19 protein-coding genes are annotated in these 22,399 nt (G+C 66.1%); 10 read left to right on the forward strand and 9 right to left on the reverse strand.

Annotated elements, in window-relative coordinates:
• Positions 1-325: 325 nt before the first annotated feature.
• Genes GQB00_RS17995 through fhuB form a run of 4 tightly spaced genes read left to right on the forward strand, consistent with a single transcriptional unit; the run spans position 326 to position 4,823 of the window.
• Positions 326-1,090, forward strand: coding sequence for a siderophore ferric iron reductase (locus tag GQB00_RS17995; RefSeq protein WP_165857312.1), 765 nt, complete (start codon positions 326-328; stop codon positions 1,088-1,090).
• A complete protein-coding gene (locus GQB00_RS18000) occupies positions 1,083-1,850 on the forward strand; it encodes an ABC transporter ATP-binding protein (RefSeq protein WP_165857313.1) in 768 nt (255 codons plus the stop codon). The genes GQB00_RS17995 and GQB00_RS18000 overlap by 8 nt, the downstream gene beginning before the upstream one ends.
• 16 nt (positions 1,851-1,866) lie before the next feature.
• Complete coding sequence (locus tag GQB00_RS18005; RefSeq protein WP_111497108.1) at positions 1,867-2,796, forward strand: iron-siderophore ABC transporter substrate-binding protein; 930 nt, start codon at positions 1,867-1,869, stop codon at positions 2,794-2,796.
• Entirely contained in the window at positions 2,796-4,823 is a 2,028-nt protein-coding gene (fhuB, locus tag GQB00_RS18010; protein WP_207950854.1) for a Fe(3+)-hydroxamate ABC transporter permease FhuB, read from the forward strand. The genes GQB00_RS18005 and fhuB overlap by 1 nt, the downstream gene beginning before the upstream one ends.
• Before the next feature lie 214 nt (positions 4,824-5,037).
• On the opposite strand, the gene GQB00_RS18015 is transcribed toward fhuB, so the two are convergent.
• The 6 genes from GQB00_RS18015 to slyA form a co-directional block, all read right to left on the reverse strand.
• A complete protein-coding gene (locus GQB00_RS18015; RefSeq protein WP_165857314.1) occupies positions 5,038-7,455 on the reverse strand; it encodes a GNAT family N-acetyltransferase in 2,418 nt (805 codons plus the stop codon).
• Positions 7,452-8,660, reverse strand: coding sequence for an MFS transporter (locus tag GQB00_RS18020; RefSeq protein WP_165857315.1), 1,209 nt, complete (start codon positions 8,658-8,660; stop codon positions 7,452-7,454). The genes GQB00_RS18015 and GQB00_RS18020 overlap by 4 nt, the downstream gene beginning before the upstream one ends.
• A gap of 1 nt (position 8,661) precedes the next feature.
• The gene (locus GQB00_RS18025; RefSeq protein WP_165857316.1) at positions 8,662-9,990 is read right to left on the reverse strand and encodes a lysine N(6)-hydroxylase/L-ornithine N(5)-oxygenase family protein; all 1,329 of its coding nucleotides are present in this window, start codon (positions 9,988-9,990) and stop codon (positions 8,662-8,664) included.
• Positions 9,983-11,572, reverse strand: coding sequence for a pyridoxal phosphate-dependent decarboxylase family protein (locus GQB00_RS18030; RefSeq protein ID WP_165857317.1), 1,590 nt, complete (start codon positions 11,570-11,572; stop codon positions 9,983-9,985). Before GQB00_RS18030 ends, GQB00_RS18025 begins: the two co-directional genes overlap by 8 nt.
• Before the next feature lie 180 nt (positions 11,573-11,752).
• The gene (locus GQB00_RS18035; RefSeq protein ID WP_165857467.1) at positions 11,753-13,144 is read right to left on the reverse strand and encodes a DHA2 family efflux MFS transporter permease subunit; all 1,392 of its coding nucleotides are present in this window, start codon (positions 13,142-13,144) and stop codon (positions 11,753-11,755) included.
• A 46-nt stretch (positions 13,145-13,190) separates the two neighbouring features.
• The gene (gene slyA, locus GQB00_RS18040) at positions 13,191-13,622 is read right to left on the reverse strand and encodes a transcriptional regulator SlyA (RefSeq protein WP_111497103.1); all 432 of its coding nucleotides are present in this window, start codon (positions 13,620-13,622) and stop codon (positions 13,191-13,193) included.
• 213 nt (positions 13,623-13,835) lie between these two features.
• Between slyA and GQB00_RS18045 the strand changes: the two genes are divergently transcribed.
• The gene (locus GQB00_RS18045; RefSeq protein WP_111497102.1) at positions 13,836-14,039 is read left to right on the forward strand and encodes a DUF3565 domain-containing protein; all 204 of its coding nucleotides are present in this window, start codon (positions 13,836-13,838) and stop codon (positions 14,037-14,039) included.
• A 12-nt stretch (positions 14,040-14,051) separates the two neighbouring features.
• Here the strand turns inward: GQB00_RS18045 and GQB00_RS18050 are convergent, their stop codons facing one another.
• Positions 14,052-15,377 carry an MFS transporter gene (locus GQB00_RS18050; RefSeq protein WP_165857318.1) on the reverse strand — a complete coding sequence of 442 codons (1,326 nt, stop codon included), beginning with the start codon at positions 15,375-15,377 and terminating at the stop codon, positions 14,052-14,054.
• A gap of 342 nt (positions 15,378-15,719) precedes the next feature.
• On the opposite strand from GQB00_RS18050, the gene GQB00_RS18055 reads away from it, so the two are divergent.
• Positions 15,720-16,583 carry a helix-turn-helix transcriptional regulator gene (locus GQB00_RS18055; protein ID WP_111497269.1) on the forward strand — a complete coding sequence of 288 codons (864 nt, stop codon included), beginning with the start codon at positions 15,720-15,722 and terminating at the stop codon, positions 16,581-16,583.
• A gap of 30 nt (positions 16,584-16,613) precedes the next feature.
• On the opposite strand, the gene GQB00_RS18060 is transcribed toward GQB00_RS18055, so the two are convergent.
• Positions 16,614-17,021, reverse strand: coding sequence for a hypothetical protein (locus GQB00_RS18060; protein WP_111497100.1), 408 nt, complete (start codon positions 17,019-17,021; stop codon positions 16,614-16,616).
• A gap of 178 nt (positions 17,022-17,199) precedes the next feature.
• Between GQB00_RS18060 and GQB00_RS18065 the strand changes: the two genes are divergently transcribed.
• The 4 genes from GQB00_RS18065 to GQB00_RS18080 all read left to right on the forward strand — a co-directional run bounded on the left by GQB00_RS18065 (position 17,200) and on the right by GQB00_RS18080 (position 21,826).
• Positions 17,200-18,912 (forward strand): ExeM/NucH family extracellular endonuclease, encoded by a 1,713-nt coding sequence (locus tag GQB00_RS18065; protein ID WP_165857319.1) that lies wholly within the window; start codon positions 17,200-17,202, stop codon positions 18,910-18,912.
• 105 nt (positions 18,913-19,017) lie between these two features.
• The gene (locus GQB00_RS18070; RefSeq protein ID WP_165857320.1) at positions 19,018-19,932 is read left to right on the forward strand and encodes an alpha/beta fold hydrolase; all 915 of its coding nucleotides are present in this window, start codon (positions 19,018-19,020) and stop codon (positions 19,930-19,932) included.
• Between the two features lie 130 nt (positions 19,933-20,062).
• A complete protein-coding gene (locus tag GQB00_RS18075) occupies positions 20,063-21,115 on the forward strand; it encodes an AraC family transcriptional regulator (protein WP_111497097.1) in 1,053 nt (350 codons plus the stop codon).
• A 138-nt stretch (positions 21,116-21,253) separates the two neighbouring features.
• On the forward strand, positions 21,254-21,826 hold the full coding sequence (locus GQB00_RS18080) for an ATP-dependent zinc protease (protein WP_165857321.1): 573 nt from the start codon (positions 21,254-21,256) through the stop codon (positions 21,824-21,826).
• 23 nt (positions 21,827-21,849) lie between these two features.
• Here the strand turns inward: GQB00_RS18080 and GQB00_RS18085 are convergent, their stop codons facing one another.
• Positions 21,850-22,254, reverse strand: coding sequence for an NUDIX hydrolase (locus tag GQB00_RS18085; RefSeq protein WP_165857322.1), 405 nt, complete (start codon positions 22,252-22,254; stop codon positions 21,850-21,852).
• Between the last annotated feature and the right edge of the window lie 145 nt (positions 22,255-22,399).

Below are 22,399 nucleotides of genomic sequence, written 5' to 3' on the forward strand. Positions count from 1 at the left end.
CGACCTTCCGCCCCAACGGAGGTCACGTTATCCCAGGTCTCGTCAATCCCTTTGGGCGGGACGCAGCGGCCATGAGGATGTGCCTCAAGTTTGTTGACCGCCACCCGGAAGGCCTTGCCTTCGCGGAGACTACTCCCCTGGAGATGCGCGCATTCTAGATGAGCCGCTGAGGCAAGGCAACTGCGGCGGCCACGGGCGATTGCGCTGCCAAATGATATCAATTTGCATTTGCGTTGTGTTTTGCGGCTGGGTAAACTCCTGATTATCCTGATCGCACTCCGGCCGAAGCCGGTAGCGGCTCCACTCCGCAAGGGGTTCACGGTTCATGTCACTGGCGCACCGCACGACACCACTGGATCATTTCTACGCCCTCACGGCCCGCGTCTATCCGGCCCTGGCCGGGGGTACGGTGATATCCGACGAGCAGTGCATCTGTGCCGAGCAGGACAACAGCGCCGTCATCCAGCGCCTGTACGACACCCTGCAGAACGCTCACCCGGAAGCCGGCATGCCCTATTGGTCGGTCCGGACCTGGAGTCTTCTGGTCTGGCAGCCGGTGTTCCTGACGGTGCTCGGAGTGCACGGTGCCGGCGTGGTGCCGCCCCTGCTGCAGATGCGCCAGAAGCTGGGCCACGGCTTCGTGGCCGGCTATGACCTGCCCGAGGACGCCTGGTACGCCGGCGCCGAGGATCACCTGGTCGAGGTTGGCGCCCGCACCCTGCGTGAGCTGTGCGACACCCTGCTGGCCGAGTTGCGCGAGATCACCCTGCTCAAGCCGCTGAGCGCCATGCGCCTGGTGGCCGACAGCGTGCTGGCCGCGATCAGCCGCCTGCACGAGATCCGTCCCGATATTGACCAGCAGCGGCAACTGAAACTGGCCTGGATCTGGCTGCGCGCAATGGATCTGGAAGGCCAGAGTGCCCTGATGCCGCTGCCGTTACCGGACGGTCGCACGCCGCTGGCGCTGGACCGCAAGGGCTGCTGCATGCATTACCGCCGGCACGATGGCGACCTGTGCGCCACCTGCCCCAAGCAGAAGGACGACGTCCGTTTCGCCCGCATGAAAGAAGAGCTGAGCCACAATGCTTGACCTAGCCGGGATCCGGGTTAACCGCGATGGTCGCGACATCCTGTCCCTGCCGGAGCTGTCCGTTTCCGGTCACGAATTCACCGTCATCCTCGGCCACAACGGTTCCGGTAAATCCACGCTGATGAACCTGCTGGCCCGGCAGATGACCCCGGACGCCGGTCATATCCGCCTCAATGGCCAGCCCATGGATCAGTTCTCCCAGCGTGCCCTGGCCCGGGAGATTGCCTTCCTGCCCCAGCGCCTGCCGGAAGTGGCGGGATTGAACGTGCGCGAGCTGGTGGCTCTGGGACGCTTTCCCTGGCGCGGCCTGTTCGGTCGCTGGCGCGCGGAAGACGCCCGCGCTATCGACGACGCCATGACCCAGACCGACGTAACCCGTTACGCCGACCAGCTCACCGACCAGCTGTCCGGCGGCGAACGCCAGCGGGCCTGGATCGCCATGCTGCTGGCCCAGCAATCGCCGCTGCTGCTGCTGGACGAACCCACCTCGGCGCTGGACCTCTCGCACCAGTACGAATCCATGGGGCTGCTGCGCCAGCTCAACCAGGACACCGGCCGCGGCGTGGTGGCGATCCTGCACGACGTCAACCTGGCCGCCCGCTACGCCGATCGCATCCTGGCCCTCAAGGGCGGCGAGCTGGTGTTCGACGGCACGCCGGACGAGATGCTGACCCGCGACCGGCTCAGCCATCTCTACGGCATCGACATCCAACTGATCCCGCAGCCGGGCAAGTCCCGCCCGGTTGCGGTTGTCGCCTGATTTCCGGAGTCATTGAATGATCTTGCGAGGCGCCTATCGCCATCTGGTCCCCTGGTTTTCCCTGTGCTGTCTGCTGCTCTCGGGTGCTGCCCGGGCCGAAGTGACCGTTACCGACGCCCATGGCGAACACACCTTCGAGCAGATTCCCGAGCGCGTCGTGACCATCAGCTGGGCGATGACCGAAAACGTCATCGAGCTGGGTGTGACGCCGGTCGGTGTGGCGGACATCGAGGGCTACAACGAATGGGTGGTGCGACCGGCGGTGCCCGATGGCGTGGACGACATCGGCAAGCGCGGTGAGCCCAGCATCGAGGAGCTGGCGGCGCTCAAGCCCGACGTGATTATTATCTCCAACGGCCAGGAAGGCCTGATCGACAAGCTGGAGCAGGTGGCACCGGTGCTCTATTTCAACGCCTTCGGCGCCGAGCAGGACAACGCCAGGGCGGCGCGCCGGATCTTCCGGGAAACCGCCAAGCTGTTCGGTCAGGAGGAACGGGCCCAGCGCAAGCTGGACGCCATGGACGCCCGCTTTGATGAACTCCGCCAGCAACTGCACGATCATTTCGGCGAGGCACTGCCGCCGGTGACCGGGGTGCGCTTCAACAACCAGTCGGTGGTCTTCATCTACGGCGCCAACGCGCTGTCCCAGTACGCGTTGAACCACCTGGGCATCGAGCCGGCCATGGACATCCCGCCCAGTCAGTGGGGCATCGCCCAGAAGAAGCTGACCAGCCTGAGCCAGATGTCGAAGGATTCGGTCCTGCTCTACTTCAAGCCGGCGCCGGGGGTTGAGCGTCTGTTCGAGTCGCCCCTGTGGCAGGCGATGCCGGTGGCGCGGGCCGGGCACGTCGCCGGGGTCGAATCCACATGGTCCTACGGTGGCGCCATGTCGATACGCTATCTGGCCGAGGCGATGACGGATGCGCTGCTGACGATCGAACCCTGATGACCAGCGCCGGAACCCTCACCCGCCCCGGGCTGGTGCTGGGCCAGTCAATGGCCTTGCGTTATGCCCTCGCCCTCGCCGCCCTCGTGGCGGCGTTGCTGTTTCACCTGTCCCTGAATTCGCCCTTGTCCCTGGCGGACCAGTGGGGCCTGCTTTGGGGGCGCCCCCCCGAATCCTTCGAGGATTTCCAGTTCGTCTACGCCGCCCTGCCTCGGGTGATCCTGGCGGTGCTGGTGGGGGCCGTGATGGCCCTGGTTGGCAGCCTGCTGCAGCAGGTGACGCAGAACCCGCTGCTCTCGCCGATGACCCTGGGGGCGGCGTCCGGCGCCTGGCTGGCACTGGTATGCCTGAGCGTCTGGGCGCCGGCCCTGACCAGCGACTGGGGCGCCTGGTTTGCCCTGGGTGGCTCCATCGTCTCGGTGGTGCTGGTGCTGCTGATCGCCGGGCGCGGTGGTCTCAGTGGCCTGCCCGTGATCCTGGCCGGCATGGCCACGCACATCCTGATGGGGGCCATCGCCACCGCCATCATCCTGCTCAACCAGTACGCCACCAACAATCTGTTCATCTGGGGCGCCGGCGACCTCACCCAGACCGACTGGCAATGGGTGACCTGGCTGCTGCCCAAGCTGAGCGTGGCGGTGATCGTACTGCTGCTGGCACCGCGACCGCTGACCCTGCTGCGCCTGGGCGACGCCGGCGCCGGCGCGCGCGGGCTGAGCACCGGGCCGGTGCTGGTGGTGCTGTTGCTGCTGTCCCTGTGGCTGGTGGCCAGCGCCATCACCGCGGTGGGCGTGATCAGCTTCATCGGCCTGATCACGCCCAACATCGCTCGTAACCTGGGCGCCCGCCGGGCCGGTGATGAACTGGTCTTCAGCCTGCTGCTCGGGGCCGTCTTCCTGTTGCTGACCGACTGCATCGCCGTGGCTGCCAGCGGCTGGTTCCCGGATATGGTGCCCAGCGGCACGGCGGCGGCCCTGATTGGCGCGCCGGCACTGATCTGGTTCGCCCGCAAGCGGCTGTCGGCGCGCGACCAGACCGCGCTGGAGTTGCCCGAGGGTGTGCCCCGGGTGAGTCGGCGAACCTGGTTGCTGGCGCCGGTGGTGTTGCTGGCGCTGGTGCTCCTGAGTCTGTGCTTCAAGCCGGACGCCTTCTCCTTCCTGCATCCGCTGCAAAGCCTGCGCTGGCCGTCGGACCTGGTGCTGTCCCTGCGCTGGCCGCGCATCGTGACGGCCGCCTGTGCCGGTGTGGGCATGGCGCTGGCCGGGCTGATTCTGCAGCGACTGATCCGCAACCCGCTGGCGAGCCCGGACATCCTCGGCATGTCCGCCGGCGCGACGCTGGCGCTGGTGCTGTTCACGGTGTTCGTGGGCGGCTCCATCCATGAGGCCGGCCCCTTCGTGGCGTTCGCTGGCAGCGCCGGTGTGCTGGGCCTGCTGCTGGTGTTGGGGCGGCGTACCCAGTATTCGCCGGGCATCATGATCCTGGTGGGCATTTCCCTGGCGGCGATGATCGAAGCGATGGTGCAGTTTGTCCTGGCCAAAGCCACCGAAGACGCCTACACCATCATCGGCTGGCTGTCCGGCTCCACCTATCGGGTGTCGGACGCCAAGGCATTATGGTTGGGCGGCGGCACGGTCATCCTGTTCGGCCTGGCGCTGGCCACCTCGCGCTGGCTGACGCTGATCTCCGCCGGCGACGCCATCGCCGAGGCCCGCGGCCTGAACACCAGCCGCGCGCGCCTGCTGTTGCTGGTCCTGGTGTGTGCCTGCTGCGCGCTGGTGACGGCCATCATGGGGCCGATTGCGTTCGTCGGCCTGCTGGCACCCCACGTGGCCACCCTGATGGGCGCGCGCAAGGTCTGGCCGCAGCTGTGGCTGGCGCCGTTGGTGGGGATGGTGCTGATGCTGTTCTCCGACTGGCTGGGCTGGTCGCTGCTGTATCCCAAACAGATGCCCGCCGGCACCATTGCGGCGATCCTCGGCGGTAGCTACTTCATCTTCCTGCTGGCGCGGCGGCGGTTGCGGTAAGGGCCTCCGACAGGACACCGGCGACATGGCGGTGAAGCCGATTGTCAGGGGAGTCGGTGTAGCGGACGCGTCAGCTTCCGAGCCGTCCGCAGGACGGCCTGAGCCTCTTTCTAATCGCACCCCGAAACGGATGCTTTTCCAGTCCCGCGATCCACGAAAAAGGGCGCACCGGAGAAACCGGCACGCCCTCGTTCGTTCTCGCTTTACTTGACCGTCAGTCCTGGGACGCCGTCGCCTTCTCCGGCCGCTTGGCATAGGCCGCGATCGGGTTCTTCAGGGTGCCGGCGAACTGCAGGTTGGCGGCTGGGTCCGTCAGGTTGATCATCTGCTGGTTGTTGGCCAGCTGCAGGCGGTTGAGACACGACAGGGTGAACTCCGGCGCGAACAGGTCATGCTGGGCGAATTTCTCCGCCATGTGCGGATGCGCCGCCTGATAGTCGTGCACGCACTCGGCCACCAGCTCCCAGAAACGGGCTTCGCCGATGTCCCCCTGTTCCTCCAGGATGCCGCCGATAAAGCGGAAGATGCAGTCGAACACGTCGGTGAAGATCGACAGGATCTTCAGGTGCTCGGGCACCGACACCGCCAGACGCTGGACCTTGTCGGCCAGCACCACCTCCTCGTTCATGATCGCCACTTCCTCGGCGATGTCTTTCATGATCATGCGCACCGGCACCTGGTCGTCCAGTACCAGGATCAGGTTCTCGCCGTGGGGCATGAACACGAGATCGTGGGCGTAGAAGCAGTGCAGCAGCGGGCTCAGGTAGGCTTTCAGGTAGCGCCGCAGCCAGTCTTCCGGCGCCAGGCCCGAGGCGCGCATCAGCGCCGGCAGCACCGCCTGGCCGTCGGCGTCCAGGTGCAGCAGCGAGGCCATGGTCATCAGGCGCTGGCCCGGCTTGAGGGTGGGAATCGGGCTTTCCCGCCACAGGGCCGACAGCATCTTGCGGTAGGGGCTGTGCTTGTCGAGGGTGGTTTCGAAGTCCGGGTGCATGTAGCCCACACCCGCCACTTCCCGCAGGATGCTGAAGCCGGTGCCGGACAGGTACGGATCCTGGCTGATCAGGTTGTGGATAAAGTCGTTGATCGCCGGCGTGGTGCTCATGTAGTAGGGCGACAGGCCACGCATGAAGCCCATGTTGAGGATCGACAGCGCCGTTTTCACGTAGCGCTTTTCCGGCTGATCCTGGTTGAAGAAGGTGCGGATCGACTGCTGCGCCCGGTACTGGTCCTCGCCGTAGCCCAGACACACCAGTGTGCCCTCGGCGAGGGACTTGGCGAACAGGTAGGCCAGTTTGTTGTACCACTGCCACGGGTGCACCGGGATCAGGTGGAAAGCCGCCGGGTCGTGGCCGTCCTTGCGCAACTGGTCCTCGAAGCGGCGCAGCTGGCCCTCGCCCAGTTCGTCCTCCAGCAGGCTGCGGTAGTCCAGGGTGTCGGTGCTGGCGAACACGGTATCGTCCCGGTTCGCGGCCAGCCACAGCAGCTGCACCGGCTGCCCGGCCTCCGGTGCGTACGCCGGGTAGTCCAGGGTGTCGAAGCCGATGCGGCCGTTGTTGGCGATGAAGCAGGGGTGGCCTTCGGTCATGCCCGCTTCCACGGTCTGGAAGTCGGCACGGGTCAGTTCCTCGGCGCTGGGACCGCGGCGGTGCAGCTTGAAGGCACTGCCGTACAGGGTGCTGGCGATTTCCTCCAGGTAGGTGGGCAGCATGGCTTCGCCGATGCCCAACTGCTGCTGGAATTCCAGGATGAAGCGGCTGGCGTCGATCGGCTGCGACTGGTCGCCGTCCCATTTCTCAATGCTGTCGGCGTCCACCAGCCAGTGGTCGAGGGTGATGCAGCGGGCACTGAAGCGGTACTCCAGCTTGCCGTCGTCCGCGAACAGCCGGTAGCGGTCCGTTTCCCCCTCGATGGGGTCCGGCGCCAGCACCCGCTCGTGGGACAGTTCGCTGATCGCCTTGCGCACCAACAGCCGGTTGACGTGACGCCACAGATCTTTCGACAGATGATCGCTCACCTCGCGCGGATCGGTGCGGCGCCGGGGCTCCGGGGCGCGGTGGCTGTTCGGGTTCGCGGCCTCGAACTGGGCGCGGGTGCAGAAGGCCAGCTCGGCGGTTTTCTCGGACAGCTCGATGGTGCGCTCGTAGACGAAGCCGGCACTGCGGTTGAGCCGATGGATGGCGTCGTTGCGGGTGTCCGGTTCCACCACGATGCGCCGGGCGCCCAGGTGGTTGAACATAAAGGTCATGATGCTGCGGAACACCGCCCGGGTGAAGCCCTTGAGCGGTGTGCTGCCGGGTGCCACGAGGATGTGCATGCCCAGGTCGCCCGGCTGCACGGCGTAGTGTTCGCCCACCGGGTCCCGGGCTGGATCGTAGCACTCCATCAGGAACGCGGGGTGGCCGTGATGGTAGCCGATGAAGGCATCGCCCTTGCCGGAATCCGGCAGGTCCCGATAGAACTCGGCCAGCGCGGCTTCGTCCATGGCCTGCATGCCCCAGTAGCGGGCGCGGTCTTCCCGGAGCCAGCTGCGCACCAGGGGGATGTCGTCGGGGACGTGCAGGGGCCGGATCTCGAAGGCACCCAGAACCGGGTCAAGATGGGTAAACGGCTGCTTTGCCGGTGATTCGTTCATGCTTCGCTCCTTGATAGGCGGGAACGTTGGGGAGAGGCAACACGCGACGGGCGTTGCGGGCGAAATAACAGGGTGTAGAAGAGCACGGCGCTGATCACCAGACCGACGGCGGCCAGGTAGAAGGGCGTGTCCAGCGAGGTGCCGGCCACCACGGCGCCGGCGGCCCAGGAAGCCACCAGCACGCCCAGATTCTGGCTGAAACTGACCTTGCTGAAGTCGGTGGCGTAGTAGGCCGGCTGGCTCAGGGCGAACAGCAACTGGTCCAGCCGCACGGTGGCGCGGAACAGCCCCCAGCCGAACAGGACGCGACCCGCCAACACCGCCAGCGAGGACGGCACCGCCTGCAGCAACAGGCCGGCGACCACGAACAGCATGGCCGGCAGGATCCGCCAGTGGGCCTGGGGATCGGCGGGACGGCGGTAGCTCAGCCAGAGGGCGAGCAGGGCGACGGCGCCGGGGATAGCGAACACGACGCCCGAGAGAAACGCATCGTGCAGGCCGGACAGGTCTTCCCAGTAGCGTACGAAAAAGGGCCGGATCAGGAAGGCGCTGAAGTAGAACACCGCCATCACGCTGCACAGGCGCAGCACCAGCCCGAGATGGGCCGGCGTGTCCGGGGTGGCGGGATCGTCGTTCCCGGTCTCCGGCGTCGAGGCCTGGCGCCTTTTCAGCAGCACGCAGATACCGGTCTGCAGGAAGTCGCCCACAGCCATCAGCAGGAACACCTGGCGCGGCTCGAACCATTGCAGCACGGCTCCGCCCAGCAGGGCGCCGCCGATACCGCCGAAGTGGACAATCACCGACAGCAGGCCGATGGTACGGCCGTGGCTGTCGGCCTGTTCCAGCCGCATGATCTGCGGGTAGATCAGCAGGTAGCTGGCCTTGAACACCAGCATCGCCAGCGAGACGACCCAGAACTGGGTCACGGTGGCGGTCCAGTAACACAGGACGCTCAGACCACCGGCCACCAGCTGCGTGTTGATCAGCAGTGGCAACAGGGCGGCGCGCCGCGCGACCCGCGCCCACACCGGAAACGCCAGCATCACCGTCAGGCAGCAGGCGGCGATGTACAGGCCCACGGTGTGGGCGCTGGTCACGCCGAAGGCGCTCTCGAAGAAATGCGGGTAAAACGGGATCAGCATCGAATCGCTGACCACCGCAATGGCGGTCAGGCCGATGAGCCAGTACTTCATGGAAACCGACATGTCAGACCGTCGCATCCTGTGGCAGGGGGGTGTCTGCCATGTCCGGCACGCCGAACTGCTGGAAGGCGATGCGTTCCTCGACCGGATACGGCTCGCCACCGGTCAGCGCCCGCAGGATGCAGCTGTTGCGGTAGCAGGCCATGCCCAGGTCAGGGGTGACGAAGCCGTGGGTGTGCAGCTCGGCGTTCTGCACGAAGATGCGGCTGGCGCCGTGGTCGATGCTGTAATTGCGGTGCACGTCGAAGCGGCCCTGGTCGTCCCAGCGGATGTGTCCGGCGATGCCGTCGAGGAAGGCCGGCGGCTGATACTGGTAGCCAGTGGCCAGGATCAGCGCGTCGGTGCGGTGGGCGAAGCGACGCTCCTGTTCCACCTGTTCGAAGGTCAGGTCGAACTGCTGTTGCGGTTCCAGGTAGCGGGCGTCGCGCAGGGCGGCGTTGGTGTGCAGGCCCACCGGCACCTCGCCGGCCAGCCGCTTGGTGTAAAGCAGGTCGTGAATGGCGTCGATCAGGTCCGTGTTGATGCCCTTGTACAGGTGCTTCTGGTGAGTCACCAGGTGCTCGCGCTTGTCCCGGGGCAGGTCGTAGAAATAGTCCACGTACTCCGGCGACGTCATCTCCAGGGTCAGCTTGCTGTATTCCAGCGGGAAGAAACGCGGTGAACGGGTCAGCCAGTTGAGGGTGTAGTGGCGGCTGTCGATGTCCTGCAGCAGGTCATGGAAGATTTCCGCCGCGCTCTGGCCGCTGCCCAACACGGTGATGGCGCGTTTGCCCTGAACCTCGTCCTTGCGGTTGAGGTAGTCCGAAGCGTGCAGCACCGGCCCTTCCAGGTTTTCGCAGCAGGGCGGTACGAACGGCCGTGGCCCGGTGCCCAGCACCAGCTTGTGGGCGTAGTAGTCCCGCGCCTGGCCGGTGCGGGTGCACAGGGTCAACAGGCGGTAGCAGTCGCGCCCGGCGTCGTAGTCGATCTGCTCGACGAAGGTGTTGAAACGCACATTGCCCAGGCGCTGGCTGGCCCACTGGCAGTACTGGTTGTATTCGCGCCGCTGGAGAAAGAAATTCTCGCGGATGTAGAAACTGTAGATCCGCCCCTGTTGCTTGATGTAGTTGAGGAAACTATAGGGGCTGGTGGGGTCGGCCAGCGTGACCAGGTCCGACATGAACGGCGTCTGCAGGTGCACGCCTTCCATCATCAGGCCGGGGTGCCAGTCAAAGCCCGGGTTCTCGTCCAGGAACACGCCGTCCAGCCCGTCCAGCGGCTCGGCCAGGCAGGCCAGGCTCAGGTTGAAGGGCCCCAGGCCAATGCCGATGAAGTCGTGAATCCGTTCAGCCATGGGCCACCTCCTGGTCGGTCATGAACGCGGTGGTGGAGTCCGCCGCCGCTTCGCTACGGTCGGCGAAAAAGTCCTCGCCGTGCTGTTTGATCAGGCGCAGTACCGCCTGGATGTCCTGGATGCGCGTGGCCGGGTTGAGCAGGGTGAACTTGAGGTACTGGCGCCCGCCCACCTTGGTGGCGGCGACCATGGCCTCGCCGGAACGCATGATGGCTTTGCGGATGGCCACGTTGGCGGCGTCCAGCTCGGCGTCGGGAGTCTCCGGCCCGGGGCGGAAGCGGAATACCAGGGTGCTGATCTCCGGCTGGTGCAACACCTCGATGCGCTCGTCTGACAGCAGCAACAGATAGGTCTTGCGGGCCAGAGCCATGACCTGCTCGAAGGCGTCGCCCAGGGCGTCCGGCCCCATGGTTCGCAGGGTCAGCCAGAGCTTGAGGGCGTCGAAGCGGCGCGTGGTCTGCAGGCTCTTGTCCACCAGGTTGGGCGTGCCTTCCTGGCGCTGGCTCAGGGGGTTGAGATAGTCGGCGTGCCAGGTGACGCAGCCCATCCGTGCCCGGTCACGCACCAGCAGGGCGCTGCAGCTGACCGGCTGGAAGAAGGATTTGTGGTAGTCGACGGTCACCGAGTCGGCCTGTTCGATGCCGCCCAGGCGCTGGCGGTGGTGACGCGACAGCAGCAGGCCGCAGCCGTAGGCGGCGTCCACGTGGAACCAGGCGCCGCTGTTGCGGGTGATCTCCGACAGGCGCGGCAGCGGATCGATGCTGCCGAAATCTGTGGTGCCGGCGGTGGCCACCACCGCCAGAGGCAGCTTGCCGTCCCGGGCGCAGGTATCCAGGGCGGCGTGCAGGGCGTGCGGGTCCATGCGGAAGTGATCGTCGCAGGCCACGGGGACCACCGCGTCGTAGCCCAGGCCCAGCAGGGCCGCCGCTTTCTGGATGCTGAAGTGGCTGACTTCGGAGCAGAAGATGCGGAAGCGGGCGGCTTCCGGTGGCAGGCCGCGTTCGCGCACGCTGTGGCCCCAGAGGCGTTCGCAGGCGTTGTCCCGCGCCACCAGCATGGCCATCAGGTTGGACTGGGTGCCGCCGCTGGTGAACACGCCGTCGGCCTGGTCGCCGAGCCCGATCCGGCCGGTGGTCCAGTCGATCAGACTCTGCTCGATGAGCGTAGCGCCCGCGCTCTGGTCCCAGGTGTCCACCGATGTATTGACGCTGCTGAGGATCAGCTCCGCCAGGATCGCCGGCACCACGATCGGACAGTTCAGGTGCGCCACATAGCGCGGGTGGTGGAAGTAGACGGCGTCCTGCAGGTACAGGGATTCCAGCTCGCCCAGCACGTCGTTTAGCTGCTCCAGCGGCTGATCCAGGTCCAGGCCGCGGAAACGCTCGGCCAGTTCCCCCGGCAGGATGCCGGTGAAGGGGCGTTCGGTCAGCGCCAGCCGACGCTGGATTAACTGGATGCCCTGTTCCAGGGCTGTGCGGTAATGCTCCGGGTGATCGGCGTTGAACAGGTACTGCAGGGGATCGGGGCGGTGGTAAGCGGTCTCGGACTGAGCCGCTTGCAGAGGCGTTGAATGATCCATCATGGCTGGCCTTATCGGTTGTTGGACGAACGGGCGGCGGGGTCCCGGCATCCTTAACCGGAATCATCCGCATATTTTAATGCGAATCATTCTCGATAAAGTGGCGAGCCGTCGTCAACCTTGAATCGGTTTCAGGTTGATTAATTCTTCGTTAACTGGATGGAAGCGAGGTTTGTGTCTGGCTCAGCCGCGGATGCGTCGGACCGGCCACAGGGCCAGCAGGACGAATCCGGTAACCAGCCACCAGGCGTTGTGGAAGGCGTCGATGGAGGTCAGTCCCATTCCTTGCTGGCCGTACTCGATGGTCAGCGCCACGGCGTTGACCCCGAACGCGCCGCCGAGCTGGCGGGAAAAATTGATGATGCTGGAGCCGTAGCCCAGTTCGGTCGGGTCCAGCGGATTGAGGGCACCGGTGGACAGGGCGGGCATGATCAGCCCCAGCCCGATGCGCCCGATGACGGCCCAGGCGGCCAGCCAGAAAAAACCGAGTGCCAGATCGGAAAGCGCGAAAAGGGCGGTTGATGCCGCGAACGTGACGATACCTGTCACGATCATCGGTCTGGGTGGTTTGCGGTCGGCCAGGCGGCCGGCCAGTGGGAAGGTGACGCCCAGGGCAATGCCGGCGGGCAGCATCAGCAGGCCGGCTTCGGTGGCGGAAAATTGCAGCGCCGATTGCACGAACAGCGGGATCAGGTAGGTCGAACCGAACAGCGCCAGACCCAGAGCGATGGCCACCAGGCTGGCGTCGCGGAAGGCCGGCCGCCGCAACAGGGTCAGGTTCAGCAGCGGGTGCGGCGTGTGCCGTTCCCGCAGGATGAAAAGGATCAGGCTGACCAGCGCCACGCTGGCGCCGATGGTAATGCGGGTTCCGGCGCCCTCGGCGTGCTGCAGGGCGTTGAGGGTGTCCAGGCCGCTGACGATGAACAGCGCCAGCCAGATCAGCCCCGGAAAATCGAAGCGGTACGGCTCGGGCCGGGACACCGGCCAGGGCAGGTAGCGGTACACCATGAACACCCCCAGCAGCGTCACCGGTGCCGGGGCGAACATCACATAGCGCCAGTCGAGCTGGTCGACGATGAACCCGCCCACCACGGGCCCCAGGGCGGGTGCCAGGATCACGCCCATGCCGTAGATACCCATGGCCTGGCCGCGTTTTTCCTTGGGGAAGGCCCGGAACACCAGGTACATGGCCATCGGTTGCATCAGCCCCGCCACGGCACCCATGCCGATGCGGGACAGGATCAGCCATTCCGGCGATGTGGCGAAGCCACCCGCGATGGCCAGCAGGGTGAACGCCAACATGGCGCTGCCCAGCGCCCGACGCAGGCCGAAGTGATCCAGGATCCAGCCGGTGGTGAGCATGGTGGTGGTCATGGCGGCGATGAAGCCGGTTACCAGCCAGTGCGCCACGCCCTGGCCGACCTGGAAGTGCGCCATGATTTCCGGCAGCGCGACGTTGACGATGGTCGCGCTGAGCACCGTCGCCATGGTTCCCAGCATCACGGTGGCGACGGCCAGCCAGCGCCAGCGCGTTCCGTGACGGTCGAGCAGGGCTTCGAGGCTGAAGTCCTTCAGGGGAACCTCCGATCGGATACCGGGAGCGGGTGTACAGTCGGCGCCGTCAGTGTTTCTGCAGACGCTCGGCGTTGGCCATAATGCGGTCGAAGATGCGGATGGTGTGTTCCAGGTCTTCGTCGGTGAGACCTTCCAGCATGTCCTCGCGCAGCTGCTCGGCGCGGTTGTTGAGGTCTTCCATGAAGTCTTCACCGGCCGGGGTCAGGTGCAGGCGGCGGGCGCGGCGGTCTTTCTGGCAGGGACGACGCTCGATCAGGCCCTGGCTTTCCAGGCTGTCCAGCAGGCGCACCAGCGTGGGATTCTCGATCGCCATCAGGTTGGCCAGCTCGCGCTGGGTGAGGCCTTCGCCGCCTTTCTGCAGGTAGACCATGGTGGTCCAGCGGGCCTGGGTGACGCCCAGGTCTTTCAGTCGTTCGTCCATCAGCTTGCGCCAGCGACGGGTGACACGGGCAAAAGCGAAGGGAAATTGGTCTCTCATAGGAAGTCTCCGACCGTTGGAAAAGTAAGCCATCCGGCACCGGTCAGTACGGAAATGGCGGGTTACTCATATAGTTTGCTAAATATTGTAATGAAAACAGATATGAGAACAAAATTAGTATGCGGGAAAACCGAAAACCAGTTTGCCTGGGCGATGTCCGGTGCTTCCGGACAAGACCCGCACCGGCGGCGGTGAGCAACGGGACACGAGTGCATGCAACGACACGTGACGGCATTTTACCGTGATGATGAGGGGGATTGGGTGGCGCGACTTGACTGCGGCCATGGGCAGCACATGCGCCACCGGCCGCCGTTTATTAATCGCCCCTGGGTAACCAGCGAAGCGGGCCGCCGCGCACACCTGGGCGACCGGCTGGATTGCCTGAAATGCGACCGCGCTGAGCCGGTGCCTGAGTGACCGGGCGACGGCTCAGCGCGGCTCGGTCGCTTCCTCCTCCTCGATAGGCACCGCCGGCCGGCTTTCCGGCGCCGCCGGCTCCGGCATCAGGGGCTCTTCGGTGGCGTGGAACTCCTCGTTGCGCGGGTCCATCTCGGCCAGTACCGGCATGGCTTCGGGCATGGTGGTGACGAAGGTCTCCTGCTCGGCCACCGGGATGTCTTCAGTGGTCCAGATGTAGTAGCCCACGATCAGTGCCAGCAACGCCAGGAAACCGGCGCAGCCCAGGAACAGCCCGCCCGGCCCGGTCAGGCCGATCAGCTCCGAGATCAGCAGCGGGCCCATGACACTCCCCAGACCGTAGCTCAGCAGTAGCGTGGCGCTGGCGGCCACAATGCGGTGTTCGTCCATGCGGTCGTTGGTAATGGCCACGGCAATCGGATAGAGCGCCGCCGACAGCCCGGTGAACAGGCCCACGGCGCCGATCAGCAGGATCGGGTGATGGATGCCGGTGAAGGCCGCCACACAGGCCGCTACGCCGGCAATGAGCGCCAGCGTGAACATCACCCGGCGCCGGTCGAAGCGATCGCAGATCATGCCCATGGGCCAGGCCAGGATCATGGCGGCAATGATGGCCGTGGCCATGAACGCCGAGGTTCGCGCCAGATCCAGCCCGATCAGCGTGGCGTAGACCGGCCCCAGGGCGTAGAAAGAGCCGATCAGCAGGCCGCAGGTGAGTGAGCCGGCGACCCCGGTGGTGGACTCTCGCAGCAGTTGGAAGATTGAGATCCGCTCCGCGGCGACCACCACCGGCGCGTCCATGCGCGTCAGCGACAGTGGTATCAGCGCCAGGGTCAGCAGGATCGCCGACAGGGTGTAGAGCGGGAAATCTGCCGGATCCCCCAGGTTCACCAGCAACTGGCCGCTGGCCACGGAGATGAAGAACACGATCTGGTACACCGCGAACAGGGCGCCGCGGTTGCTGCTGGTGGCGCGGCTGCTGAACCAGCTCTCGATCACCACCAGCAGGCCCGCCATGGCGAAACCCGACAGCACCCGCAACCCCGCCCATAGGGCCATCGACAGGGCCAGCGGATACAGCAGCGCGGCCACCGCCGTGATGGCGGCGAACACCGCGAAGGCACGGATGTGGCCGACCCGCCCGATCACCCGGTGCACCGACAGGGTGCCCAGTACGAACCCCACCGAATAGCAGGCCAGCACCCGGCCGATGGTGCCCGGGTCGACCGCTTCCAGGCCCAGGCGGATGCCCAGCAGCGTCATCAGGAAGGCGTTGCCGGCGACCAGCAGCAGGGTACTCAGGATCAGGGCAAACAGCGATGCAACCATGCGGGTCATGAGGGTTCCTCATTCCTTGAGAGGGTGGCGCAACCCTCTTGCTCGTGACAGTGGTACAGGCTGGATCGTAACGGTGATACAGGATCCTGTGTCCCACAATAGCAGCGTCTGTAGCGGCTGCGTACTGGTAACAATACAAGCCGCATCGCGCCCATCATGGCGCGGATGTTACCTGACTGTAAGTGGTGGATTTCGCAGGAAAGCGACACACTGGAAGGGTATTGTTTGACGATATTTTACATTAATGTGCCGTAACACGCGGCGTGTCGGGAAGCTGATAGCATATCGACTCCGGTTACGGATTGATCGGAATTCAATCAGTTTGAGAAAGAGCGCCACATGATGAAGAAAACGGATTGGCCCATTCGCTGGGATCTCCTCCTACGTTATCGCCTGATTGAAATCATCGCGTTGTGGGAAGGCCGACTGACGACCAACCACATCTGCCATGCCTTCGGCATCGGCCGTCAGCAGGCCTCCAAGGACATCAACACCTACCTGCGTGAAGTCGCGCCGGGCAACCTCGAGTACGATCGCCACCTCAAGGGCTATGTACCCGCGGACCAGTTCCGCCCGACGGTGACCCAGGGGCGCTCCGACGAATACCTGGAAGTGCTGGGCCGCGATCACGCCCTGAGCGAGACCTTCGAGTCGCTCGACCTGGGGCTGCCCAACACCGAGATCCTGCACGTGCCACGTCGTCTGGCCGAGCCGGAAGTGGTGCGGCCGATCGTGCTGGCCACGCGCCAGGGACGCCGTCTGGAGGCGGAGTATTTCTCGCTTACCAAGCCGGAAGGCGAGAAGCGCATCCTCGAGCCTCATACCCTGATCTACAGCGGTCAGCGCTGGCACGTGCGCGCCTGGTGCGATGCAAACGGCGAATACCGGGATTTCATGCTCAGCCGTTTCCGCGGCACGCCCCAGGTGCTGCCCGAGCGCAGCCGCCACAAGGCGCGCAACGACGAGGCCTGGAACACCCGCGTGAACATCGTGCTGCGCCCGGACCAGCGGCTTACGCCCGAGCAGCAGGCGATCATCGCCAACGACTACGCCATGGTGGATGGCGAGCTGAGCATCGACACCCGCGCGGCGCTGGTGTGCTACATGCTGGCCCTCGCCGGACTGAGTGGTGACACGCCACACAGCGATCCGCTGATCCAGCAGCTTGAGCTGGCCAACCGCGACGCCCTGGGCGCCTGGCTCTGAGCCTCCGCCTGCGGCCGGTCCCGGGCCGCCCTACCGTTCTCCCGCATGGGAGGCTTGCCACTCCCGGATCTCACGCGCCCATTTTTCCGCCCGGTCACGCCGGTTGAGTGTGGCCAGGCCGATCGCCTGGTGATCCGGATCGTCCAGCTCGATCTGCACCTTGTGCTGTTGCCGGCCGGCGTCCCGTTCCTGGCTGATGATGTCGATGCGCCGGATCTGGTGGGCCCGGAACACCCGGTAATGGCCGGGCCAGACCACCGCGAAGCGATCGGTCCCCTGTTCGGTCACCACCGCCAGATTCGAACGCCAGCTTTGCGCCGGCTGAAAACCCTCGCGCCGGAGCTGTGCCATGGAGCGGTTGCGGCGCCGCGCCTGGACGACCATCAGCGTGCCGATGGCGGCGAAAGCGATCACGATCCATCCGACGGTCATGCTCATCCATCTCTCCGTTGTGGCAATAGGCGCATTGCCCCTCTCCGCGTTGCACGACGTGGCCGAGTCGGGGAAACTCCAGCTCGTGAAACCCTATGAAAAATAACGCACTCGCCGCGTTTCCAGCGGGTTTCGCGAGCTGGATTTTCCCCACTATACAGCGGACCAAGGACGCAGAGGACCCATGACCCGGAATGCCTGTCGCCTGTTTGCCCTCATGGCCGGCCTTATGCCGGCGATTGCCAGCGCCCAGTGCGGCACCGGCTTTACCCCGATTTCGAGCATTCAGGGAAGCGACGACGAATCGCCCCTGGCCGGTCGCACCGTGACGGTCGAGGGCATTATCACGCTCGACGGGCGTGGTGAGGATGGCCTGGGCGGCATCTACCTCGAGTCCGCCGCCGCCGATCGCGACCATGACGCGCGTACCTCTGAGGGCCTGTACATCTATACCCGTTCCCGGGCCGGTGCCGTGGGCGAACGGGTCCGTGTCCGCGGGCGCATCAAGGAGTATTACGGTCTCACCGAAATGGCGGCCAACGGGGACCTGGACGTGTGTGGCCGTGGCGAACTGCCGGCAGCGATTTCCCTGGCGTTCCCGCTGCCGGCGTCGCTTGAGTCCCGCGAGTCGATGCGGGTGCGCTTCGATGATCCGCTGGTGGTGATCGACAACCACGACCTGGCGCGCTATGGCATCGTCTCCCTGGCGCCGCAGGACGCGTTCTTCCCGGACCCCGGCGCCCGCTCCGAACGCAATACACTGCTGCTGGATGATCGGCGCCTGGCCCAGAATCCCGCCATCCTGCCGTTGCCGGTTCCCGGCCTGAGTGCCGGGCGTTCGCTGCGGGCCGGCAGCCGCCTGGCGCCGGTGCAGGGCGTCCTTGATTTCCGCTACGACCAGTGGCGGATCCAGCCGGATCGCTGGCCGGCGGTGGTGGGCGGCCACGAGCGACCGCCAACCCCGCCAGCGCGGGCGGATGGCGCGATCCGGGTGGCCAGCTTCAACGTGCTGAATTTCTTCAACGGCGACGGCCGCGGTGGCGGCTTTCCCACCGCTCGTGGCGCCGACACCCTGGACGAGATGGAGCGCCAGCGGGCCAAACTGGTCAGCGCCATCCTCGGGCTGCACGTGGACGTCGTGGGCCTGATGGAGATCGAGAACGACGGTCACGGACGCGACAGCGCCCTGGCGGACCTGACTCGCGCCCTGGGCGACGGTTGGGACTACGTGCGGGCGCCCGACGCCGGTGGCGACGCCATTCGCGTGGCACTGGTCTATCGCACTGACCGGGTCGAGCCGGCGGGTTCGCCCGCCAGCCTGACCGACGGGGTGTTCGGGCGCTACAGCCGCGCGCCGCTGCTCCAGGACTTTCGGCGAATCGGGCAGGACCGCCGCATCCGGGTGGTGGTGAACCATTTCAAGTCACGCTCCTGCCGCAACGCCAGCGGGGCGAACCAGGCGCAGGGAAGCGAAGGCTGTTACGCGCCGGTTCGCGAGGCCTCGGCCACGACCCTGCTCGACTGGCTGGCGCGGCGGCCTCAGCCGTCGTCCCTGGCGGGCACGCTGGTGTTGGGGGACTTGAACACCTACGCCGGTGAAAGGCCCTTGCAACGGCTGGCCTCAGGCGGTTTGCAGCGCCCCGCGCCCCTGGCCGGCGATCAACGCTACAGCTATCGCTATTTCGGAGCCCGGGGCCTGCTGGATTACATCCTGGCGGACGCGTCGGCCCGGGATCGGGTCAGCGGTGGCGGCATCTGGCACATCAACGCCGACGAGCCGCCGGCGCTTGACTACAACCTCGAATATCATCCGCCCGGTCGCGCCGAACGGCTCTACAGCGAGGGCCCCTGGCGGGCGTCCGACCACGACCCCGTGTACCTCGACCTGACGCTGTGACGACCACTTGCCCGGTTGCCCGTCGATGCATGACCGGGCAGCCATTGGGTCGTCGCGTTTTGCGGTTAGACTCTGAGTCACGAAGTCACCGACAGGATGCCTGCCATGTCCGCCGACGTTTCCGGATTGTCCGCATTGCCCTACCGCCTGCCCAACCCCTGGCCGCTGGCGCGCACCGGCCACCGCTGGCTGCAGCGTGCCCGGCGCCGCTCGACGACGGTGGACGGGCACCGCGTGGTCTGGCTGGAACGCGGCCGACGCCGTCCGGACCGGCCGTCCATCGTGCTGTTGCACGGCCTGGCGGCGATGAAGGAGAACTGGAGCGCCTGGCTGCCGATGTTCCCGGGCGACAGCCACGTGCTGGCGCTGGACATTCCGGGTTTCGGTGAGAGTGAGTACAAAGTGGGCGCCGCGTACGGCTATCGGGAACAGGCTCGCCGCCTGCGGCAATGGCTGGGCGCTGCCGGCCTGGGGCAGGTTCATCTGGTGGGCAGCTCCATGGGGGCGGCCATCGCCACCGTGATGGCGGAGCAGGCCGGCGAGCGCGTGGCCAGCCTGACGGTCATGAACAGCGCCGGGATTCCCCACCGCGCCGACGTGGACCTGACGCGCCCGCCCACGTTCGATTCAACCCTGCTGCTGCCGGAGGACTGGTCCGGCCTCTACCGGATGTTCAACGGCGTCAGCCACGGCGCGCCCAGCGTGGCTGGGGTGGCCATGCTCGGCCTGCTTGGTGTGGACCTGCTGCGCCGCAGCGGCCAGAACCGTCACGTGTTCGCCGACATGGTGGACGATCCCTTTGCACCGGTCACCGGCCTGGGGCCGCAGACGCCGCCGCTGCTGGTGATCTGGGGTGACCGCGACCGCATCACCCTGCCGGGCTGCGTCGAATGGTATCGCGATCGTGTGCCCCACGCCGAAGTGCACGTGCTGCCGGGCGTCGGCCACCTGCCGATGCTGGAACGGCCGCGCCGATCCTACCGCATCCTGGCGGATTTCCTGGCCCGGCAAGCCGATTGAGACGTCGCGTTTCACAGCGATTGGCCTCTTCATCCCGTTGACGCGTCATTGAAGTCATGGGTTGGCGGCCAAACAGGCGTCATACTCGATTGCACTATTACAATAATGCAACTTGTCGAGGAATCGCTTCATGCCCGCCGTCGCTTCCCAGGTTCAGGATCCAGGACTGCCCGCCATCTACCTGCACACCATCGCCGAGCTGTTGCGCCGGCGGGGTGTCGACGATCGGGCCCTGCTGGCCCAGGTGGGGCTGGACCCGGCATGCCTGGCCAGCGATGACGTGCGCGTGTCCCTGTCCCAGGCCAGTGAATTCGTGACCCGGGCGATCGTGGAGAGCGGCGAGCCGGGGCTGGGGGTGATGCTGGCGGCGGAACTGCGGCTGCCATTGCACGGCCCGCTGGGTGTGGCGGCGATGAACAGCCGCACCTTGGGGGAGGCCATGGACCTGATGGTGCGTTTCCTGTCCCTGCGTGCGCCGCATCTGCGCATCTTCTGCCGCAGCGATGGCGGCACCACCACGTTGCGGGTGGTGGGCGGCATCGATCTGGGGCCGCTGCAGAATTTCATCATGGACGCCATGGTGTTCGGCTGCGTGATGATGGGGCTGCAGCTGTTGGGCGATCCGATACGCGGTGCCTGCGTGCACCGGCGCGGCCGTGAGCCGGGCTACATGCAGCGCTTCCGGCGCCAGATCCCGTTGCCGGTGCATTACGACTGCGACGACGACGCCATCCTGATCCCGTCCGCGGCCCTGGACACGCCGATCCGCTTCAGCGACGAGCAGGTGGCCGAGGCCTCCCGCCGCCAGTGCGAACGGGCGCTGGAACAGCTCCGGGAGGACGTCGGTTTCGACGCCCGGGTCAGGCGGGTGATCGAGACCAGCCAGCCGTTTCCCCCCAAACTGGGCCGCGTGGCCGGCACGCTGTTCGTGTCCGAACGCACCCTCAAGCGTCGTTTGCAGGAAGAGTCGGTGAGCTTCCAGCAGTTGGTGGACCAGGTGCGCCTGGAGCGCGCCCGCGAGCTGTTGCAGAACACCCGCATGAGCCTGAGCCAGATTGCCGATGCCCTGGGCTACGCCGACGCCGCCAACTTCACCCGCGCCTTCAAACGCTGGACCGGCATGAGCCCCAGCGCCTACCGCAGCGGCCGTGCGGCGCTCAAGGTGGTCTCCGCGCCCGGGTGAGCGGTCACGCCTTGCCGGCCGATTACCTTTCCGTCAGGACCGTGGCCCGGCGCCGGTGGCTCTGGCATTATCCAGAGCCATTGATCACGGACCGGCGTCGACGCCGGCCCCATGGAACGTCGTAACCAAGGAGCCTGCATGAAAACTGGATTGAGTCTGATTCTGGCGGCCCTGTTGTCGGCCTTCACTCCGCTGGCCTCAGCGGACGACGACACGGATTATGAAACCCTCGGCTTTGTCGAGTGGGTGGTGCTGCAGGACAGCGGCGTCCGCCTCAAGGCGCGGCTGGATACCGGGGCCAAGACGTCGTCCCTGCACGCGGTGAACGTCGAGCCGTTCGAGCGCGACGGCGAGGACTGGGTCAGCTTCGAACTGCCCCTGGACGACCACAAGGACAGCGACGACGCCGAAGACACCCACGTGGTGTTGCAGTTCGAGCGCCCGGTGGAACGCACCGTGCTGATCAAGCGCAAGGGCGCCGAATCCCAGCGCCGCTACGTGGTCAACATGGATTTCTGCATCGCCGGCAAGACCCACGAAACGCAGTTTTCGCTGACCGATCGCGGTCGTTTCCATTACGGCGTATTGCTCGGTCGCCGATTCATGGCGCCCGACAACGTGCTGGTGAGTTCCTCCGACAGCTTCGAGGCCGGTGAGGAATGCAGCTACCAGACACTGGAAGAGCTGGCGCAAGAACGCGACGGCGACTGATCCGTCGACTGCGCGGGCCGGTCTTAGACGGCCTGCGCCTGCTCACAGATCCCGATCACATCCCGGCTGAAGCGTGCCGGGTCCCGTCGCATGGCCGCCAGTGAGAACCACCCCACCGCATCGGCGTCGTCCCCCGCCACCGGGTCTCCGGCCTGATAGCGACACACCACCGGGCAGAGGATGAAATGGTGCTCCGGCGCCGTGCCGCTGAGGCAGTCCAGCGGCGCCAGCCGTCCGGCCACTTCGGCCCTGATGCCGGTTTCCTCGCGCAGTTCCCGCAGCGCCGCCGCGTCCAGATCCTCGCCCCATTCCACCTTGCCGCCGGCGTGGCCCCACAGCCCGGCGTCCGGTTCGTTGCGCCGGCGTACCAGCAGGAAACGGTCGTCGTGTTGCAGGATGGCGATCACGGCAGGGATGGGATGATGCATGGCGGCTCCTCCGGTTGGCGACCGCCAGTCTAGCACTCCGGGTGCGTCGGAACAGGGTGGCCGGGGTGCCCGGGCATGGTGTCCTTTCCTGCCATTGGCGCTGGTTTTCCCGCTGATACAGTGCGGGTTAAAGAAGGTGCTTTAC

The organism is Marinobacter sp. JSM 1782161 (assembly GCF_011421605.1).
GTDB classification, from domain to species: Bacteria; Pseudomonadota; Gammaproteobacteria; order Pseudomonadales; family Oleiphilaceae; genus Marinobacter_A; species Marinobacter_A bohaiensis.

What these genes read in the sequence shown, in the direction of transcription:
- slyA (WP_111497103.1), bottom strand. Translation starts at nt 13,622, where the DNA reads ATGAGAGACCAATTTCCCTTCGCTTTTGCCCGTGTCACCCGTCGCTGG.
- GQB00_RS18070 (WP_165857320.1), top strand. Translation starts at nt 19,018, where the DNA reads ATGTCCGCCGACGTTTCCGGATTGTCCGCATTGCCCTACCGCCTGCCC.
- GQB00_RS18050 (WP_165857318.1), bottom strand. Translation starts at nt 15,377, where the DNA reads ATGACCCGCATGGTTGCATCGCTGTTTGCCCTGATCCTGAGTACCCTG.
- GQB00_RS18075 (WP_111497097.1), top strand. Translation starts at nt 20,063, where the DNA reads ATGCCCGCCGTCGCTTCCCAGGTTCAGGATCCAGGACTGCCCGCCATC.
- GQB00_RS18065 (WP_165857319.1), top strand. Translation starts at nt 17,200, where the DNA reads ATGACCCGGAATGCCTGTCGCCTGTTTGCCCTCATGGCCGGCCTTATG.
- GQB00_RS18080 (WP_165857321.1), top strand. Translation starts at nt 21,254, where the DNA reads ATGAAAACTGGATTGAGTCTGATTCTGGCGGCCCTGTTGTCGGCCTTC.
- GQB00_RS18020 (WP_165857315.1), bottom strand. Translation starts at nt 8,660, where the DNA reads ATGTCGGTTTCCATGAAGTACTGGCTCATCGGCCTGACCGCCATTGCG.
- GQB00_RS18060 (WP_111497100.1), bottom strand. Translation starts at nt 17,021, where the DNA reads ATGAGCATGACCGTCGGATGGATCGTGATCGCTTTCGCCGCCATCGGC.
- GQB00_RS18085 (WP_165857322.1), bottom strand. Translation starts at nt 22,254, where the DNA reads ATGCATCATCCCATCCCTGCCGTGATCGCCATCCTGCAACACGACGAC.
- GQB00_RS18055 (WP_111497269.1), top strand. Translation starts at nt 15,720, where the DNA reads ATGAAGAAAACGGATTGGCCCATTCGCTGGGATCTCCTCCTACGTTAT.
- GQB00_RS18015 (WP_165857314.1), bottom strand. Translation starts at nt 7,455, where the DNA reads ATGAACGAATCACCGGCAAAGCAGCCGTTTACCCATCTTGACCCGGTT.
- fhuB (WP_207950854.1), top strand. Translation starts at nt 2,796, where the DNA reads ATGACCAGCGCCGGAACCCTCACCCGCCCCGGGCTGGTGCTGGGCCAG.
- GQB00_RS18025 (WP_165857316.1), bottom strand. Translation starts at nt 9,990, where the DNA reads ATGGCTGAACGGATTCACGACTTCATCGGCATTGGCCTGGGGCCCTTC.
- GQB00_RS18045 (WP_111497102.1), top strand. Translation starts at nt 13,836, where the DNA reads ATGCAACGACACGTGACGGCATTTTACCGTGATGATGAGGGGGATTGG.
- GQB00_RS17995 (WP_165857312.1), top strand. Translation starts at nt 326, where the DNA reads ATGTCACTGGCGCACCGCACGACACCACTGGATCATTTCTACGCCCTC.
- GQB00_RS18005 (WP_111497108.1), top strand. Translation starts at nt 1,867, where the DNA reads ATGATCTTGCGAGGCGCCTATCGCCATCTGGTCCCCTGGTTTTCCCTG.
- GQB00_RS18000 (WP_165857313.1), top strand. Translation starts at nt 1,083, where the DNA reads ATGCTTGACCTAGCCGGGATCCGGGTTAACCGCGATGGTCGCGACATC.
- GQB00_RS18030 (WP_165857317.1), bottom strand. Translation starts at nt 11,572, where the DNA reads ATGATGGATCATTCAACGCCTCTGCAAGCGGCTCAGTCCGAGACCGCT.